The sequence below is a fragment of the Cellulosimicrobium sp. MI9406 genome (assembly GCF_040595865.1).
Taxonomy (GTDB): Bacteria; Actinomycetota; Actinomycetes; order Actinomycetales; family Cellulomonadaceae; genus Cellulosimicrobium; species Cellulosimicrobium funkei.
Genome location: NZ_JALIZI010000004.1, coordinates 108,174 through 125,937, shown reverse-complemented (window position 1 = coordinate 125,937; position 17,764 = coordinate 108,174). Strand labels below are relative to the sequence as shown.

Annotated in this window: 17 protein-coding genes; 5 read left to right on the top strand and 12 right to left on the bottom strand. The window is 75.8% G+C overall.

Going from position 1 to position 17,764, the window contains the following annotated elements; translation table 11 throughout:
• Positions 1–5: 5 nt before the first annotated feature.
• Both guaB and MT994_RS08770 read right to left on the bottom strand, forming a co-directional pair.
• A complete protein-coding gene (gene guaB, locus MT994_RS08775) occupies positions 6–1,535 on the bottom strand; it encodes an IMP dehydrogenase (RefSeq protein WP_021479849.1) in 1,530 nt (509 codons plus the stop codon).
• A 138-nt stretch (positions 1,536–1,673) separates the two neighbouring features.
• The gene (locus tag MT994_RS08770) at positions 1,674–2,807 is read right to left on the bottom strand and encodes a MerR family transcriptional regulator (RefSeq protein WP_354805913.1); all 1,134 of its coding nucleotides are present in this window, start codon (positions 2,805–2,807) and stop codon (positions 1,674–1,676) included.
• 257 nt (positions 2,808–3,064) lie between these two features.
• Between MT994_RS08770 and MT994_RS08765 the strand changes: the two genes are divergently transcribed.
• Positions 3,065–3,355 (top strand): WhiB family transcriptional regulator, encoded by a 291-nt coding sequence (locus tag MT994_RS08765; protein WP_031316449.1) that lies wholly within the window; start codon positions 3,065–3,067, stop codon positions 3,353–3,355.
• A gap of 191 nt (positions 3,356–3,546) precedes the next feature.
• Here the strand turns inward: MT994_RS08765 and groES are convergent, their stop codons facing one another.
• Positions 3,547–3,843 carry a co-chaperone GroES gene (gene groES / locus MT994_RS08760; RefSeq protein ID WP_021482870.1) on the bottom strand — a complete coding sequence of 99 codons (297 nt, stop codon included), beginning with the start codon at positions 3,841–3,843 and terminating at the stop codon, positions 3,547–3,549.
• A gap of 238 nt (positions 3,844–4,081) precedes the next feature.
• On the opposite strand from groES, the gene MT994_RS08755 reads away from it, so the two are divergent.
• Together MT994_RS08755 and MT994_RS08750 are read left to right on the top strand one after the other, a co-directional pair.
• Positions 4,082–5,359, top strand: a complete 1,278-nt coding sequence (locus tag MT994_RS08755; RefSeq protein ID WP_354805912.1) for an SAM-dependent methyltransferase — start codon at positions 4,082–4,084, stop codon at positions 5,357–5,359.
• Positions 5,356–6,513 (top strand): glutamate--cysteine ligase, encoded by a 1,158-nt coding sequence (locus MT994_RS08750; protein WP_021482303.1) that lies wholly within the window; start codon positions 5,356–5,358, stop codon positions 6,511–6,513. Before MT994_RS08755 ends, MT994_RS08750 begins: the two co-directional genes overlap by 4 nt.
• Before the next feature lie 13 nt (positions 6,514–6,526).
• Here the strand turns inward: MT994_RS08750 and tsaD are convergent, their stop codons facing one another.
• Positions 6,527–7,594 carry a tRNA (adenosine(37)-N6)-threonylcarbamoyltransferase complex transferase subunit TsaD gene (gene tsaD, locus MT994_RS08745; RefSeq protein ID WP_076405092.1) on the bottom strand — a complete coding sequence of 356 codons (1,068 nt, stop codon included), beginning with the start codon at positions 7,592–7,594 and terminating at the stop codon, positions 6,527–6,529.
• Between the two features lie 101 nt (positions 7,595–7,695).
• On the opposite strand from tsaD, the gene MT994_RS08740 reads away from it, so the two are divergent.
• Positions 7,696–8,343, top strand: coding sequence for a malonic semialdehyde reductase (locus MT994_RS08740; RefSeq protein ID WP_168944699.1), 648 nt, complete (start codon positions 7,696–7,698; stop codon positions 8,341–8,343).
• A 103-nt stretch (positions 8,344–8,446) separates the two neighbouring features.
• Here the strand turns inward: MT994_RS08740 and MT994_RS08735 are convergent, their stop codons facing one another.
• From MT994_RS08735 to MT994_RS08705, 7 genes are all read right to left on the bottom strand, one after another.
• Positions 8,447–9,340, bottom strand: a complete 894-nt coding sequence (locus MT994_RS08735; RefSeq protein ID WP_354805910.1) for a sulfurtransferase — start codon at positions 9,338–9,340, stop codon at positions 8,447–8,449.
• Positions 9,337–9,876, bottom strand: coding sequence for a ribosomal protein S18-alanine N-acetyltransferase (rimI, locus tag MT994_RS08730; protein WP_163184472.1), 540 nt, complete (start codon positions 9,874–9,876; stop codon positions 9,337–9,339). The genes MT994_RS08735 and rimI overlap by 4 nt, the downstream gene beginning before the upstream one ends.
• Complete coding sequence (gene tsaB, locus MT994_RS08725) at positions 9,873–10,592, bottom strand: tRNA (adenosine(37)-N6)-threonylcarbamoyltransferase complex dimerization subunit type 1 TsaB (RefSeq protein ID WP_043660420.1); 720 nt, start codon at positions 10,590–10,592, stop codon at positions 9,873–9,875. Before tsaB ends, rimI begins: the two co-directional genes overlap by 4 nt.
• A 46-nt stretch (positions 10,593–10,638) precedes the next feature.
• Positions 10,639–11,136, bottom strand: coding sequence for a tRNA (adenosine(37)-N6)-threonylcarbamoyltransferase complex ATPase subunit type 1 TsaE (gene tsaE, locus MT994_RS08720; RefSeq protein ID WP_354806125.1), 498 nt, complete (start codon positions 11,134–11,136; stop codon positions 10,639–10,641).
• 77 nt (positions 11,137–11,213) lie between these two features.
• Entirely contained in the window at positions 11,214–12,458 is a 1,245-nt protein-coding gene (gene alr, locus MT994_RS08715; RefSeq protein ID WP_228485393.1) for an alanine racemase, read from the bottom strand.
• Between the two features lie 205 nt (positions 12,459–12,663).
• Positions 12,664–13,572, bottom strand: coding sequence for a pseudouridine synthase (locus MT994_RS08710; protein WP_043660468.1), 909 nt, complete (start codon positions 13,570–13,572; stop codon positions 12,664–12,666).
• 135 nt (positions 13,573–13,707) lie between these two features.
• Entirely contained in the window at positions 13,708–15,516 is a 1,809-nt protein-coding gene (locus tag MT994_RS08705; protein WP_354805908.1) for an NAD(P)H-hydrate epimerase, read from the bottom strand.
• 147 nt (positions 15,517–15,663) lie between these two features.
• Between MT994_RS08705 and MT994_RS08700 the strand changes: the two genes are divergently transcribed.
• Positions 15,664–16,713 (top strand): TIGR03560 family F420-dependent LLM class oxidoreductase, encoded by a 1,050-nt coding sequence (locus tag MT994_RS08700; RefSeq protein WP_163184469.1) that lies wholly within the window; start codon positions 15,664–15,666, stop codon positions 16,711–16,713.
• Positions 16,714–16,767: 54 nt separating this feature from the next.
• On the opposite strand, the gene MT994_RS08695 is transcribed toward MT994_RS08700, so the two are convergent.
• Positions 16,768–17,643 carry a hypothetical protein gene (locus tag MT994_RS08695; RefSeq protein WP_354805907.1) on the bottom strand — a complete coding sequence of 292 codons (876 nt, stop codon included), beginning with the start codon at positions 17,641–17,643 and terminating at the stop codon, positions 16,768–16,770.
• Positions 17,644–17,764 lie beyond the last annotated feature (121 nt).

Here is a 17,764-nt window from a genome sequence, read left to right as displayed (position 1 = left end):
CGCGCTCAGAAGCCCGTGTAGTTGGGGGCCTCGACCGTCATCTGCACGTCGTGCGGGTGGCTCTCCTTGAGCGACGCCGACGTGATGCGGATGAAGCGCCCCTTCTCCTGGAGCTCCGGCACGGTGCGGGCACCGACGTAGAACATCGTCTGGTGCAGGCCGCCGACGAGCTGGTGCGCCACGGTGCCGAGCGACCCCTTGTAGGGCACCTGACCCTCGACGCCCTCGGGGACGATCATGTCGTCGCTCGTGACCTCGGCCTGGAAGTAGCGGTCCTTCGAGTACGACTTCTTGCCGCGCGAGGACATGGCGCCCATGGAACCCATGCCGCGGTACGCCTTGTACTGCTTGCCCTTGACGAGGATCGTCTCGCCCGGGGACTCCTCGGTGCCCGCGAGCATCGAGCCGAGCATCACCGTCTCCGCGCCCGCGACGATCGCCTTCCCGATCTCGCCCGAGTGGCGCATGCCGCCGTCGGCGATGACCGGGACCCCGGCCGGGCGCGCGGCGAGCGACGCCTCGTAGACGGCTGTCACCTGCGGGACGCCGACGCCCGTGACGATGCGCGTGGTGCAGATCGAGCCCGGCCCGACGCCCACCTTGACCGCGTCCGCGCCGGCGTCGACGAACGCCTGCGCGCCCTCGCGCGTCGCGACGTTGCCGCCGATCACCTGGACGTCGCGCGTCGCCGGGTCGGACTTGAGGCGCGCGACCATCTCGATGAGCATCCGAACGTTGCCGTGCGCCGTGTCCGCGACCAGCACGTCGACGCCCGCGTCGATGAGCGTCGTGGCGCGCTGCCACGCGTCGCCGAAGTAGCCGATCGCGGCGCCGACGAGCAGGCGGCCCTGGCCGTCCTTCGACGCGTTGGGGAACTGCTCCGACTTGACGAAGTCCTTGACCGTGATGAGCCCGGTGAGGCGGCCGTCCGCGTCGACGAGCGGCAGGCGCTCGAGCTTGTGCTTGCGCAGGAGCGCGGTCGCCTCCTCGCGGGAGATGCCCGCCGGGCCCGTGATGAGCGGCTGGGGCGTCATGACCTCGTCGACCTTCGTCGTCGCCCACTCGGCGACGGGCGTGAAGCGCAGGTCGCGGTTGGTCACCATGCCGATGAGGCGGCGCTCGGCGTCGAGGACCGGGAAGCCGGAGATCCGGTACTCGCCCGCGGTCTTGTCGAGCTCCTCGAGCGTCGCGTCGGGGCCGATGGTCACCGGGTTGTCGATGATGCCCGTCTGCGTGCGCTTCACCAGGTCCACCTGGAGCGCCTGGTCCTCGATCGAGAGGTTGCGGTGCAGCACGCCGATGCCGCCCTGGCGCGCCATCGCGATGGCCATGCGCGACTCGGTGACGGTGTCCATGGCCGCCGAGACGAGCGGCACGCGGATCGAGATCTCACGCGTCAGGCGCGTCGTGGTGTCGATGTCCGACGGCGCCAGGTCCGAGTAGCCGGGCTGCAGCAGGACGTCGTCGTAGGTGAGACCCAGGAATCCGAAGGGGTCACGGTCGGGGACGGCGGCGGGGACGGGCGAGGCGGTCACACCAGGATTCTACGCCGGGGGCCCTCGCCGTATTCCCGCCCGGTCCCCCGCCCGCCCGCGCCTGGAAGGCACGGACGGGCGGGAGGCACGTGGACGCGTGGGCGCGCGCCGCGCCCGTCCGACCGGTCCCCGGACGGCTCAGCGCACGACGGCGAGGAGCTCGTGCAGGAGGCCCGTGAAGCTGCGCACCCGGTGGACGGTCGCGGCGAGCGGGAGCTCCTCCGCGGCCTGGTCGCTCGGGAGACCGACGAAGAACGGCAGGCTCGGGTTCGCGTCGTGCGCGGCGTGCACGATGCCCAGGTCGGGGCGCGCCTGCGTGGTCACCATGGCGACGGCGGACGGCCGCACCATCGTCACGATCTCGAGCGTGCGGTGCACGTTCGCGGGGCCGGTGACGATGCGCGCCATCGCGCCGTGCGAGGCGAGCGACGCGGCGAGCGCGTGCGCGGCCAGCGGGAGCGGCTCGTCGGGCGCCGCGAACACGAGCACGATCCGCCGCATGCGGCTCGGGTGGTTCCGGGGCGGTCCCCCGGCGGCCACGATCGCGTCCTCGCTCGCCTGCGTGTACTCGCGCAGCGCGACGAGCGTCGCGTTGGCGAGCACGACCTCGGGCACCTCGCCCGGGCCGGCGAGCACGGTGCGCTCGGCCAGCCGCTCGAGCGCGGGCTCGACGAGGTCGGACCACCACGCGGCCGGGTCGCCGCCCGTCGGGATGCGCAGCAGCCGGTCGCACGCGCGCTGGTCGTAGGCGATCGCGGCGTCGACGACGTCGGAGACGCGCGTGGGCCGCGGTCCCTCCCGGACGCCGAGAGGACGGGGGCCGGCGCCCCGTGCGGGCTCGCCCCCCGGGACGGCGCGCAGGAACGGGCGCGACGGCGGCGGCTCGGGCGCCTCGTCCTCGGCCTCGGGCTCGTCGGCGTCGAGGTCGCCCGCGCCGTCGCCGCCGCGGTCGTCGAAGGAGATCGCGCCACGGTTCGCGGCGAGCTCCTCCTCGTCCGCGGCGAGCGCGGCGCGGGCCGCGTCGGCGGGCGCGACGCCGTCGAGCGTGAGGCGGCGCATCACGACGAGGCGAGCGACGTCGTCGTCGGTGTAGCGCCGGTGGGAGCCGGCCCGGTGCTGCGAGGGGCCGAGGCCGTAGCGACGGTCCCAGGTGCGCAGGGTCGCGGGCGCGACGCCGAGCCGGCGCGCGACGGCGGCGACGGCGAGGCCGGGAGACGAGGTCATGCTCGGTCGGGCTCCCTCGGGGTCGGGGGCGGACCGGACTGAGGTCATGGATCGATTCTGCCGAGCGGGCACCCGTCTCGCCACCTCGTAGAGGTCACAGTCGTGCACCCTTCGCGCCAGACCGGTGGCGTATTTGTTCGCTGCACGCGCAAACGCGCCGGGCGCCCCGGATCGCGTCAGCGCGCCCGGAGCGGCCGACGCGGTTGACCCCCCTCGCACCGCTCCACGAGCGGTTCAACCTGCTCGTTCACTTTTTCCTCACAGGGGACTTGAACAAGTCTTGCAACGCTTGTAGGTTGTTCGGCATGGCAGAGATCTCGAGGCTCCCCGGGCCCGTCATGGAGCTGTGGGAATGGCAGTACCAGGGTTCGTGCCGCGACGCGGACGACACGTTGTTCTTCCACCCCGAGGGTGAGCGCGGCTCGACGCGACGACGGCGAGCGGAGGCCGCGAAGGCGATCTGCCACTCGTGCCCCGTGATGATGCAGTGCCGCGAGCAGTCGCTCCGCGTGCGCGAGCCGTACGGGGTGTGGGGCGGCCTGAGCGAGGACGAGCGCGCCGCCATCCTCGCGGGCGGCGCCCGCCGCACCGGCTGACGCACCCCTCCCTCCGAGCACCGTCCTCGGTGCCTCCGCGCCGCCAGCAGACCTGCACGGCCCCGGTCCGACGTCGTACCGGGCGCACGTGCGCACGACCCGTGGGACCACCGGTGGGGCGACCGGCCACGGAACGCAGCAGGGCCCCGCGACCGTCGGTCGCGGGGCCCTGCTGCTGAACCGGGTCGGCGTCAGCCGACCACCACGGCGAGGATGTCGCGCGCGGACAGGACGAGGTAGTCCTCGCCGCCGTACTTGACCTCGGTGCCGCCGTACTTGCTGTAGATGACCTTGTCGCCGACGGTCACGTCGAGCGGGACGCGGTTGCCGTTGTCGTCGACACGGCCCGGACCGACGGCCAGGACCTCGCCCTCCTGGGGCTTCTCCTTGGCGGTGTCCGGGATGACCAGGCCGGATGCGGTCGTGGTCTCGGCCTCGAGGGCCTTCACGACGATCCGGTCCTCGAGCGGCTTGATGGGGACCGACACGTCGGACCTCCCCTTTCGCGGTGAGAACTGCAACGGATGGGTCGAGCGCACCGGCTGGCCGTCGTCGCGGGTGCCGGACAGCCTGGTCGCACGTGGTGCCGCCTCCGCGAGCGGTGGCGGCACGTCTCAAATCTAGGTCCCGGTTAGCACTCGGTCAAGGCGAGTGCCAACGTCCGCCCTGCGGACGACCGGGCTCCGGCTGCGCGTGGTCCCCGGCCCCCGTGGAAGGATCGACGCCATGGACGCCGCCACGCTCACCAAGCTGCTCAGCCCCGAGGGCTGGGCCCTGCTCGGCGCGCTCCCGCCGTACGACGAGCAGCAGGCGCTCGTGCTCGCGGCAGGGCTGCGCGCGAAGGGCGTCGACCCGGACCTGGCCGCCGCGGCCCTCACCCAGTCCCGGCTGCGCGCCGCGGCGCACGGCAAGCTCGGCGCGTTCGCCGACGGCATGCTCTTCACGCAGGCGGGGCTGGAGCAGGCGAGCCGGCTCGTCGTCGCGGCCCTGCACGCCCGGCGGTACCAGGAGGCGGGGATCCGGCGCGTCGCGGACCTCACGAGCGGGATCGGCGTCGACGCGCTCGCGTTCGCCGCCGCGGAGCTCGAGGTGCTCGCGACCGACGTCGACGAGCTCACCGCGGCGATCGCGACCGTCAATCTGCGCCACTTCCCCGAGGCCGAGGTGCGCCACGGCGACGGGCTCGCGCTCGACCTGGAGGGCGAGCGTATCGAGGGCGTGTACGCCGACCCGGCACGCCGCACCCGCGCCGGCACGCGCGTGTTCGACCCGAAGGCCTACGCCCCGCCGCTCGACGCGGTGTGGGCGCTGCGCGAGCGTGTGCCCGCGGTCGGGATCAAGGTGGGCCCGGGCATCCCGCACGCCGGCCTGCCCGAGGACGCCGAGACCGAGTGGGTGTCGGTCGACGGGGACGTCGTGGAGGCCGGGCTCTGGTTCGGCCCGCTGGCGCCCGAGGGACCGGGCCGGTCGGCGCTCGTCCTGTCGTCGTGGACCGGGCCCGACGGGACCGCGCGCACCACCACGCGCCGGATCGCCCACCGCCCGGGCGACGCAGACGTGGTGCCCGAGGTGGGCGCCGTCGGGCAGTACCTCTACGAGCCCGACGGCGCCGTGATCCGGGCGGGGCTCGTCGCGCACGCCGCGCGCGGGCTGGGCGGCCGCCTGCTCGACCGGACCATCGCGTACGTGACGACCGACTCCCCCGCGCCGCTCGACGCGACGGGGCTCGCGGACGGGCTCGCGCGCGGCTACCGCGTGCTCGACACCATGCCGTTCGGCCTCAAGCGGCTGCGCTCCTACCTGCGCGAGCGCGGCGTCGGGCGTCTGACGATCAAGAAGCGGGGCACGGCCGTCACGCCGGAGCAGCTCCGCCGACAGCTCGCCCTCACGGGCGACGCGACCGCGACGATCGTCCTCACGCGCGTCGGCGGCTCCCAGCAGGTGCTCGTCGTCGAGCCGCTCTCCGCTCCCCCGGCCGCCGCCGGGCAGGACGGGCACCGGTGAGCGCCCTGCCGCGCCGCACGGCGATCCCCTTCGCCCGCTCGGAGCGCTCGACCGTCGGGCTCGAGTGGGAGCTCGCGCTCGTCGACGCCGACTCCGGCGACCTGCGGCAGGTCGCGCAGACCGTGCTCGACGCCGTGCGCCCGGCCGACGGCGGCCCGCACCCGTCGATCAAGCAGGAGCTCCTGCTCAACACGGTCGAGGTCGTGAGCGGCGTGTGCCGCACGGTGGGCGAGGCCGGCCGCGACCTGCAGCGCTCGGTCGAGGAGCTGCGCGCCGTGACGGACCCGCTGCGCGTCGAGCTCATGAGCGCGGGCACGCACCCGTTCGCGCGCTGGGCGCAGCAGAAGGTCACCGACAAGCAGCGCTACACCACGCTCATCGACCGCACCCAGTGGTGGGGGCGGCAGATGCTCATCTACGGCGTGCACGTGCACGTCGGCATCGAGGACCGCGCCAAGGTGCTGCCGATCCAGCGCGCGATGCTCACGACGTTCGCCCACCTCCAGTCGCTCTCGGCGAGCTCGCCGTTCTGGGGCGGCAAGGACACCGGCTACGCGTCGAACCGCGCGCTCATGTTCCAGCAGCTGCCGACCGCGGGCCTGCCGTTCCAGTTCGGGACGTGGGAGGAGCTCGAGGGCTACGTCGCCGACATGCTGCACACCGGCGTCATCGACGCGTTCGACGAGGTCCGGTGGGACCTGCGGCCCGCGCCGCAGTTCGGCACGCTCGAGACACGCATCTGCGACGGCGTCACGAACATCTCCGAGCTCCTGGCGCTGGCCGCCCTCACGCACTGCCTCGTCGAGCACTTCTCGACGATGCTCGACGAGGGGCGCGAGCTGCCGAGCATCCCGCCGTGGTACGCGCAGGAGAACAAGTGGCGCTCGGCGCGCTACGGCATGGACGCGATCATCATCCTCGACCGCGAGGGCAACGAGGAGCTCGTGACCGACGCCGTGGGGCGGCTGCTCGTCGAGCTCGAGCCCGTCGCGGCGCGCCTCGGCTGCCTCGACGAGCTCGACGGCGTGCGCACCATCGTGCGGCGCGGCGCGTCCTACCAGCGGCAGCGCGCGGTGGCGCGGCGCCACGGGGGCGAGCTGGACGCCGTCGTGCGCTCGCTCGTCGCCGAGATGCGGGCCGGCCGGCCCCTGTGACCCGGCCGGGCCGTCACACGTGCGTGACGGTGAGCGGCATCGACGAGTCGACGCCGATGTCCAGGCTCGACGGCGCGACGCCCGCCCGCACGACGGCCGAGCCGAGCGCGGCGATCATCGCCCCGTTGTCGGTGCAGTAGCGGATCGGCGGGATGCGCAGCTCGATGCCCGCCTCCGCGCAGCGCTCCGCGGCCATGTCGCGCAGCTGGGAGTTCGCGCTGAACCCGCCGCCGACGACGAGCGTCGAGACGCCGTGCCGCTCGCACGCGGCGATGGTCTTCGCGGTGAGCACGTCGGCGACGGACTCCGCGAAGGAGGCGGCGACGTCGTGCACGGGGATCTCCTCCCCCGCGTCCTGGCGGGCCTCGACCCAGCGCGCGACGGCCGTCTTGAGGCCCGAGAACGAGAAGTCGTACGCGTGCTTCTCCTGGTCCTTGCGCGCGGTGAGGCCCCGCGGGAACCGGATCGCCGTGGGGTCGCCCTCGCGCGCGAGGCGGTCGATGTGCGGGCCGCCGGGGTACGGCAGGCCGAGCAGGCGCCCGACCTTGTCGAACGCCTCGCCCGCGGCGTCGTCGAGCGTCGAGCCGAGCTCGGTGACGGCCGTCGCGACGTCGTCCACGAGCAGGAGCGAGCTGTGCCCGCCGGACACGACGAGCGCCATGACGCGCTCGGGGAACGCGCCGTGCACGAGCTCGTCGACGGCCGCGTGGCCGATGACGTGGTTCACGCCGTAGAGCGGCTTGCCGAGCGCGAGCGCGAGGGCCTTCGCGGCCGAGGCGCCGATCGTCAGCGGGCCGACGAGGCCCGGCCCGGCGGTGACGGCGATCGCGTCGACCTCGGAGAGGTCGACGTCGGCCGTGCCGAGCGTGCGCTCGAGCGTGGGGATCATCGCCTCGAGGTGGGCGCGCGACGCGACCTCGGGGATGATCCCGCCGTAGCGCGCGTGCTCGTCCATGGAGCTCGCGACCGTGTCGACGAGCAGCTCGCGACCGCGGACGAGCGCCACGCCCGTCTCGTCGCAGGACGTCTCGATGCCGAGCACCAGGGGCTCGCCGGAGCTCGCGGGAGCAGTGGGGACCATGGCCTCCAGGGTAGTCGCGCGCGGGGGCCGGACCGTCCGTGTCGCGCACGTCACACCGTCTGCTCGGAAGATGATCAAGGGTTCAACTGTTTGTCCCAGTCATGAGCACCGACACCCTCATCGAGTCCTCTGCCTCGCCGAGCGAGCAGGCCGACCAGCTCGCGATCGACGCGCAGGCCGCGGACCGCCTGTTCCGCGCGGCGCACACCACGCACGCGTTCTCGGACGAGCCCGTCAGCGACGCGCAGATCCAGGCCGCCTGGGACCTCGTCCGCTGGGCGCCCACCGCGATGAACACCCTCCCGCTGCGGCTGCTCGTCGTGCGCACGCCCGAGGCGAAGCAGCGCCTCGGCGCGCACATGGCGGACTTCAACCGCGACAAGACGCTCGCCGCGCCCGTGACGATCGTCGCCGCCGCCGACCCGTCGTTCCACCAGCACCTCGGCACGCTCGCGCCGTTCCGCGAGGGCATCGCCGAGCAGCTCGACCCGCAGGCCGACCTGCGCGAGGGCATGGCCCGCACCAACGCCCTCATCCAGATCGGCTACCTCATCGTCGGGCTGCGCGCCGCGGGCCTGTCCGTCGGCCCTATGACGGGCTTCGACGCCGCCGGGATCGACGCCGAGTTCTTCGGCGAGTCGGGCTGGCGCACGCTCGTCGCGATCAACGTGGGCTACCCGGCCGACGAGGGCGCGCACTTCCCGCGCCAGGCGCGCCTCGACTTCCACCAGGTCGCCGAGGTCCTCTGAGCCCGTCCCGCACCGTCCGAGCCGAGGCGGCACCCCACCGGGGTGCCGCCTCGTCGCGTCCGGGGGCTGCGCGCGCTCCGCGGTGCGGGAGACGCGGCGTGCGTCAGGTCGCGACGGGGCGGTCGGGGTCGTTCGACCACTGCGACCACGACCCCGCGTAGAGCGCCGCGTCGACGCCGAGCGTCGCGAGCGCGGCGACCTCGTGCGCGGCGGTGACGCCCGAGCCGCAGTACACCCCGACCGGGCGCGACGCCGGCTCCTCCCCGGCGGCGCCCTCGGTCGTGCTCCCGGGCTGCGCGGCCACCCCGAGCGCGACGAAGCGCGCGCGGAGCGCGTCCGGGTCGAGGAACGTCCCGTCGGCGGCGAGGTTGCCCGTCGTCGGGGCGCTCACCGCGCCCGGGACGTGACCGGCCCGCGGGTCGACGGGCTCGACCTCCCCGCGGTACCGCTCGCCCGCGCGCGCGTCGAGCAGCACGCCCGACGCCGCGAGCCGGGCCGCGCCGTCGGCGTCGAGCACCGGCATCCCGCCCGGGGAGACGACGACGTCGCCCGGCTCGGGCCGCACGTCGCCCTCCTCGGTCGGGTACCCCGCCGCGCGCCACGCGGGCAGGCCGCCGTCGAGGAGGCGGACGTCGTCGTGGCCCGCCCACCGCAGCAGCCACCAGGCGCGCGCGGCCGACGTGCCGCCCACGGCGTCGTACACGACGACGCCCCGGTCGGCGCGGACGCCCCAGCGCCGGGCCGCCGCCTGGAGGCCGCCCGGCTCCGGCAGCGGGTGGCGGCCGGCGGCGGGCGACGGCGGCGCCGCGAGCTCGGTCTCCAGGTCCACGTACACCGCGCCCGGCACGTGCGCGGCGCGGTGCTGCTCGCGCCCGTCGGTGACGCCCAGCGCCCACCGCACGTCGAGCACGACGGGCGGGCGGTCGCCCGCGAGCGCCGCGGCGAGGCCGCGCGCGTCGACGAGCACCCGGTCGCGCCGCGCGAGGTCGTTCGTCACGCGACCACGTCGGCGGACGCCGTCCCGTAGTCCGGCTCGTCGCGCGGCGGCGGGGGGCCCAGCTCGAGCCGCATCGTGTACGCGTCCACGTCCTCGGGCTGGTAGTACCGCTTGCGGATGCCGAGCTGCTCGAACCCGTGCTTCGCGTAGAGGGCGAGCGCCGGGTCGTTGTCGACGCGCACCTCGAGCAGGACGGCGCTCGCCCCGAGCTCGCGCGACCGCTCGACCAGCGCCTCCAGGAGCACCGAGCCCACGCCCTGGTGCTGGAACGCCGGGTCGACGCCGATGGTCATGACCTGGGTGACGTCGCCGTCGAACCACAGGCCCGCGTACCCGACGAGCGGCTGGGGCCCCGCGGCGTAGAGCCGTACGGGCTCGGCGGCGACGTACCACCGCCCGAACCCGGCGAGCTCGTCGGCGAGCATCCCGTAGGTCCACGCGCCGCGCCCGAACAGCTCGCGCTCGAGCTCGACGACGCGGTCGAGGTCCGCGGCCTTGAGGGGCCGCAGCCGGATCTCGTACGACCGCGTGCTCATCGCGACCGCTCCGGCGACGCGTCGCTCACGCGCTTGCGCGCCGCGGCCTCCTGGACGTCGGGGCGGCGCAGGTACAGCGGCTCGGTCGGCTGCTCGAGCCCGGCCGCCCGGCGCGCGATCGCGAGGCGCGCGAGCACGGCGGCGTCGGGGACCTGCGGGGCGTCCTGCGCGACGTCGAGCGCGTCGGGGTAGAGCTCGGCGCCCTCCCCGACCACGACGGCGCCCGCGGCGTGCGTCGCGACGTCGGCGGCGGGGCCGACGTCGGGCCCCGCGACGGTCTCGAGCACGGGGACCGCGTGCGGCCCCTCGTGCGCGACGACGCGGTACCGCGCCCAGTAGACCTCGCGACGGCGGGCGTCGGTCGCGACGAGGAGCTCGTCGTCGGGCGCGAGGCCGAGGTCGCTCACGGCCTGCGCGGCGACGGCGTCGAGGCTCGGGACGCCCAGCACGGGCACGCCGAGCGCGAAGCCCAGGGCACGGGCCGTGACGAGCCCGACCCGCAGGCCGGTGAACGGCGCCGGGCCCGTCCCGACGGCGACCGCCGTGAGGTCGCGGCGGTCGACGCCGGCCTCGGCGAGCGCCGCCTCGACGAGCGGGGCGAGCGCCTCGGCGTGCCGGCGACGCTCGGGCGCGTCGCGGCGGGCGAGACGAGCGCCGTCGTCGGAGACGACGGCGACGGTGACGGAGGCGGAGGTGTCGAGCGCGAGAACAGCCACGGCTCCAGCCTACGGCCGGGAACGGGGCCGTCCTCGTCGCCGGGCGCTACCGGGTGAGTACGGCGACGTCGAGACCGGCCCAGCGTGCCCCCACGCCGCGCACGGTCACGCGCCGCTCCCCCGCCTCGGGGGCGTCGTCGTCCGAGCCCTGCTCCGCGCCGACCCCGCCGCGCGGGCGCTCGAGCACGATCTCCAGGCGGTCGCCCGCGAGCGCCTCGACGAGGCCGCTGCCCCACTCGACGACCGTCACCGACTCGTCCAGGCTCGAGTCGAGGTCGAGCGCGTCGACCTCGTCGAGCGACCCGAGGCGGTACGCGTCCACGTGCACCAGGGCCGGTCCCCCGACGACGGACGGGTGCTCGCGCGCGACGATGAACGTCGGGGACGCGACCTGGCCGCGCACGCCGAGCCCCGCCCCGATCCCCTGCGTGAGCGTCGTCTTCCCCGCCCCGAGGTCGCCCGTGAGGATCACCAGGTCCCCCGCGCGCAGCACCGCGGCGAGGGCGCGGCCGAACGCGCGGGTCGCCTCGGCGTCGGGCAGCACGACGACGCCGCCCGGCGCGTCGTCGGACGCAGTCCCCCCGGCGGCGGGCGCCGGGGTCGAGTGGTTCGGGTCGTCGCTCACGCGCGGACCGTCCTTTCCGTGCTGTCGTGCGGGCTCGGGTCGCGCGCCAGGAGCGCCCGCGCGCCGTCGTCGAGCACGTGCGTCCCCACGTGCTCGCGCGGCACGCGCGCACCGAGGCGCGTCGTGATCTCGTAGCTGATGGTGCCCGCGGCCTGCGCCCAGTCCTCGGCCGTGGGGACCCCGCCGCGCGCCACGCCGTCGCCCGCGCCGAACAGCGTGACGACGTCGCCCGCGCGCTCGGTCGCGTCCGGGCCGAGGTCGAGCACGAGCTGGTCCATGCAGACCCGGCCCGCGACGCGCACGACGCGCCCGCCGGGCTCTCCCGGACGGGCGCCGACGAGCACCGGCCCGCCCGGCGCACCCGCGGGCCCGCCGCCCGACGCGTGGCGTGGGATCCCGTCGCCGTAGCCGAGCGGCACGACGCCGAGCGTCGTGTCCTGCGGCGTCGTGTAGTGGTGCGAGTAGGAGACGCCGTGACCGCCGGGCACGCGCTTGACCGTCGCGAGGCGCGCCTCGAGCGTCATCGCGGGGCGCAGGCCGAACCGCGTCGGCGGCCCGAGCTGCGGCACGGGCGTCATCCCGTACGCGGCCAGGCCCGGTCGCACGAGGTCGTAGTGCGTGCGGGGGGCGGTGAGCGTCGCGGCGGAGTTCGCGAGGTGGCGCAGCTCCGGCACGACGCCCGCCCGCGCGGCCTCGCGCACGGCCTCGTCGAAGACGTCGGCCTGCGCGACGACGGTCGGGTGGCCGGGCTCGTCCGCGAACGCCAGGTGCGACCACATGCCGACGACGCGCACGGCACCCTCCGCCTCGGCGCGCGCCACGGCGTCGAGCACGTCCGGCAGGTCCGCCGGCATGATCCCGTTGCGGCCCAGGCCCGTGTCGACCGCGAGGTGCACCCGCGCGGTCCGGCCCGCGGCCCGCGCCGCCGCGACCACCTCGTCCACGGCCCAGCGCGCGGCGAGCGACACGTCGACGTCCGCCTCCACGAGGTCGCGCAGCGGCGCGCCCGGCGGGTAGAGCCACGTGAGCACGCGCGCCCGGTCCGGGCCGACGCCCGCCGCCCGCAGCGCGAGCGCCTCGCCCGGCTGCGCCGTCCCGAGCCACGTCGCACCGCCCGCGAGCGCCCCGAGCGCGCTCGCGAGGAGCCCGTGCCCGTACGCGTCCGCCTTGACCACGGCCATCACCTGGGACGACGGCGCGAGGTCCGCGAGCGCGCGCACGTTGTCACGGACCGCCGCCAGGTCGACGACGGCGCGGGCCGGGTAGGCACGGGGGTCCGGGCCGTCGGAGCCGCTCGCGCGGGACGTCGGGGCGGGGCCCGCGAGGGAGCCCGCCCGCGCGCCGGTCGGGACGGTGCCGGGGGTGCCGGCGGGTGTGCCGGGGGGTGTGCCGGGAGAGGTCGTGCGCTGGGTGTCGCTCACGGTCGTCGATTCTCTCACCCGCGCGTCACCACGCGGAGAGCGCGCGGTCCGTCGCGAAGCGGCGCTCGCGGCCCGTGAACGGGTCCGTGAACGCGAGCGACCGCGACACGAGCTGGAGCGGGCGCGAGTAGTCCTCGGGCGAGACGTCGTACGGCTCGGGGTAGAAGTTGTCGTGCACGATCGGCACGCCGAGCCGCGCCATGTGCAGGCGGAGCTGGTGCGTCCTGCCGCTGTGCGGCTCGAGCCGGTACCGCGCGAGCCCGCGCGCCGGGTCGGTCTCGACGACGTCGACGCGGCTCTCCGCGTTGGGCTCGCCGTCCACCTCCTCGGCCCGCATGACGCCGCGGCGCTTGACGATACGGCTGCGCACGGTCGCGGGGAGGTCGAGCGACGGGTCCCACGGCGCGACCGCCTCGTACGTCTTGCGCACCTCGCGCCGCGCGAAGAGCTCCTGGTAGGCCCCGCGCACCTGCGGGCGCAGCGTGAGCAGCAGGACGCCCGCGGTCACGCGGTCGAGGCGGTGCGCCGGACTGAGCTCGGGCAGGTCGAGGTCGCGGCGCAGCCGCACCAGCACCGACCGCGCGACGTACGCCCCGCGCGGGATGGTCGCGAGGAAGTGCGGCTTGTCGACGACCAGCAGGTCCCGGTCGCGGTGCAGCACGCGGACCTCGAACGGCACGTCCGGCTCGACGGGCGGGTCGCGGTAGAGGAACACGAACCCGCGCGGCTCGTACGGCGTGCGTGCGTCCACCGGGCGCCCGCGGCCGTCGACGACCTCCCCCGCCGCGACCTTCTCCGCGAGGCGCGCGGCGTCGTCGGGGAAGCGGTGGCGCACGTAGTCGAGGGTGCGCGGGTACCGCGCGACGCTCTCGGCGTCGTGCGGCAGCACGAGGCGCGTCGGGTTGAGGCCGTCGCGCACGGGGAGGGGGACCACGCCCTCCACGGTACCGGCGGCGTCCCCGCGGTCGGTGCGGGTCGCGCGTGGGTGCGGTGGGGTGCGCGGCGGCGCGGTCGGCACGCGGGCGCAACCGGCGCGGTCGGCGCGTGGTGCGGCACGCCGTGGGCGCGGTCAGCGCGCGGCGAGCAGCTCCGCGACGACGCCCGGGACCGCGTCCGCGACGTCGAGCGCCGCGACGGGACCGCCCGGGTTCGCGCGCTCGGCGGCGAGACCGTGCACGACGGCGGCCGCCGCAGCAAGCCGCGCGGCGAGGCCCGGCTCCCGCATGACGCGCTCCGCGTGCGCCGCGAGCAGCGTGCCGAGGATGCCGGCGAGGACGTCGCCCGCCCCGGCGGTCGCGAGCCACGCAGGCGCGTCCGCCTGCGACCACGCGCCCTCCGGCCCGACGACGACCGTCGCCGACCCCTTGAGCAGCACCGTCGCGCCGGTGGCGTCGTGCGCGCGGCGCGCCCAGCGCAGCGGCTCGGCCTCGACGTCGGTCCGCGCCACGTCGTCGCCGCGCGCCCGCAGGAGCGTCGCGAGCTCCCCGGCGTGCGGGGTCAGCACGACCGACGGCGGGCAGCGCTCGGGCAGCAGGGACAGAGCGCCCGCGTCGACGACCGCGGGCACGCGCTCCGGCGTCGCGCCGGTGGTCGTCGCGTCGGTGGTCGTGGCGTCGGTGGTCGTCGCGTCGGTCGCCGTCGCGGCGGCGAGCGCGGTCCGCACGCGCTCGTGCTGGCCGCCGTCGTCGACCGGGTTGTCGCCCGGGCCGGGGACCGCCGGGACGCCCGGGCCCAGCACCCAGGACTGGACGCGGCCCGCGGCGGGCACCACCTCGGGGCGGGCCGCGAGGACGGCGCGCGTGGCGTCGTCGGGCCCGCCGTAGCGCACCATGCCCGGACCCGTGCGGACGGCCGCGGTCGTGACGAGCACCGCTGCGCCCGGGAAGGTCGGCGTGCCCGCCACGACGCCGACGACGCCGCGCGTGTACTTGTGGTCGGTCGCGCCGGGCACGGACCAGAGGGCCGCGACGTCCGCCGGCTCGAGCCGACGCACGACCGGTGTCGTCTTCCCCCGGTCCGGGGCGGGCGCGTCAGGGCCGGCGACGCCGGGGCCCGGTGCGCCGAGGCCGGGTGCGTCAGGGACGGGTGCGTCAGGGACGGGTGCGCCGAGGCGCAGCCCGATGTCGACGACCGCGCCGTGCCCCGCGAGGTGCGTCGCGGGCGGCAGGAGCAGCCCCGGCTTGGCGGCGCCGAACGTCACCGTGCGGTCGGCGCGCAGCACCGGGCCCGGCACCGTGCCGTCGTCGACGCCGATGCCGCTCGGCGCGTCCACCGCGACGACCCACGGCCGACCGGGGCCGTCGGGACCGTGCGCGGGGCCGCCGTCGAGCACCGCGGCCAGGCGCTCCACGAGGTCCGCCGCGACCCCGCGCAGCGCCCCGCGGGCGCCGATCCCGACGAGGCCGTCGAGCACGACGTCAGCGCGCGCCGCTTGGCCAGCGACCCGGTCGGCGACGTGCGGGTCGAGGTGGTCGCGGTGGCGGTCGTCGTGACCGTCGCCGTGCGCCGCGCTGTCCGGGCTGCCCACGAGCACCTCGACGCGCCCGCCCGCGTCCCGGAGCGCCGCGAGACCGCCGGCATGCGCGTGCTCGCCCGTGAGCACCGCCAGCACCTCGACGCCGCGGCGCGCGAGGTACGCGCCCGCGTACAGCGTGTCCCCGCCGTTGTTGCCCGAGCCGACGAGCAGGACCGCCCGGGCGCCGGTGACGCGCCCGTCGCGACGGCCGCCGTCGGGCAGGGCGACCGACCGGCGTCGGGCGAGGTCGCGCGCGACGACGGTGGCGAGCGCGAACGACGCCCGCTCCATGAGCGGGACGCCCGCGACGAGCAGGGGCTCCTCGGCGGCGCGGACGTCGGCGACGGACCAGGCTTCGATCATGACCTCATCCTGCCCACCGGGCGCCGGGGCCGCCTGCGCGGCGCCCGCGCCGAGCTGGCCGGGGCGACGACCGCCGGGACGGCCGAGGGCTGAGACGGTCCCCACGGGCGCGCTGCGGGCCCCGCGGACCCGCATAGGGTGACGAGCATGCGATTCGGACTCTTCATCCCGCAGGGCTGGCGCTACGACCTCGTCGACGTCGCGCCCGAGGACCACTGGAAGACCATGCTCTCCCTGCTCCACTACGCCGACAACGCGGCGGCGGGCGAGCCCCTGCCCGGCGGCGAGTTCGCGTGGGACGGCGTGTGGGTCTACGACCACTTCCACACGACCCCGACCCCGAGCACCGAGGCGACCCACGAGGCGTGGACGCTCATGGCGGCGTTCGCCGCGGCGTCGCAGCGCGTGCGCCTCGGCCAGATGTGCACGTGCATGGCGTACCGCGAGCCGACGTACCTCGCGAAGGTCGCCGCGACGGTCGACCACGTCTCGGGCGGCCGCCTCGAGATGGGCATCGGCGCGGGCTGGTACGAGCACGAGTGGCGCGCCTACGGGTACGGCTTCCCCAGCGCGGGCGAGCGCCTGCGCGCGCTCGACGAGGGCGTGCAGATCATGGCGCGCATGTGGCGCACGGGGTCGTCGGGCACGTTCGAGGGCCGGCGCTACCAGGTGGACGGCGCGCTGTGCTACCCGCAGCCGCTGCAGCGCGTGGCGGTCGACGGCGAGGGTGCCGTGCCGAGCATCCCCCTGTGGATCGCGGGCGGCGGCGAGAAGAAGACGCTGCGCATCGCGGCTCAGCACGCCCAGTACACGAACTTCGACGGGTCGCCGGAGGGCTTCGCCCACAAGTCCGCCGTGCTCGAGCAGCACTGCCGCGACCTGGGCCGCGACTTCGGGGAGATCACGCGGTCGGCCAACTACAACGTCGTCATCGGCGAGACCGAGCAGGACGTCGCGGACCGCCTCGCCCGCGTCGAGGAGCACGCCCGCCGGTACTTCCCCGAGAAGGCGGACGACAGCATCGCGTCGTGGCGCAACGGCCCCCTCGTCGGGACGCCGGAGCAGATCGTCGAGACCCTCACGGCGCTGCGCGCCCAGGGCCTCGGCTACGCGATCGGCTACTTCCCCTTCGCCGCGACCGACCGCGACCAGCTCGAGCTCTTCCAGCGCCAGGTGATCCCGGCCCTCCAGCGCTGACTCTCTCCCCTTCCCCCTCCTCGGGCAGTCCGCCGAGCATGGGGTCGTGGCCTGTCAGAGCGACCCGACGGGCCACGACCCCATGCTCGGCGGGGGCCTTCCGCCGTTTCTGTGCAGAGCCGCCCGGACAGTACGGCCGATCGTCCCGACGTCGCGACCTGTGAAGCGCAGGACGTCGATCCTTCCCGTCGCGACCAGAGTGTTCTGCCGGGTTCGGTCTGAGAACACCGCATGCGGAGTGCTGTGGACATCCTGACCGTCCAGCTCGGCGACGAGCCACCGACCGTCGCGGTAGCGCCAGGCCAGGTCGCCCCGTGCGACGACCCTCCCGCCGTGGTCGTGGACGGGAAGCTGCAGCGTGTGCGGCGGCACGCCCTCGTCGATGCAGTCGAGCCGGGCGAAGGACTCGAGGGGTGACTCGGCCCGCGCGTCGGCCATCTCCCACAGCGTGTGTCGACTGGCGACACCGCGTCTCCCGCGCGCGTGCTCGTGCGCGCGGCGCAGCCCGTCCGCGTCGATGAGGTCCTGGTGGAGGGCGGAGTCGAGCACGGCGAGGCCGTTCGCGCGCGGGAGCTCGGGGACAGCCTGCGCGAGCGCCCAGTCGAGCGTCACGACCCGCCTGCCCCGAATCTCGACGGCCGTCATGCCGGCGTCGAACTGCCGTAGCGCGATGCCGTCGCGGTCGAGCCGGTTGCGCCCACGAGGGACGGCTGCCTCGGGCCGGAGGGTCGGCGGCAGCCCACGGACGCCGTGGAGGACGAGCGCACAGGGCCCGACCGCCACCGCGTCCTCGCCGAAGGCGAGCAGGCCCGTCCACGCGGCCCGGGCTCGGCGCTCGTCCCACGACCGGTCGGCGAGCGGCGCGGTACTGACGTCGTAGACGCCGCGCGTCACGCGCACGAGGGTCGCCCGGCGCGTCAGGCCGGCCACGTCCTTGTCGCTCAGGCCGTGCCCTCGGCACTGGACGATGGAGACGAGACCGCCCTGGACCGCGGCGACGGAGAGCAGTGACGGGGGAATCTGAGCACGACGCACGGGTGCCACCCCACCG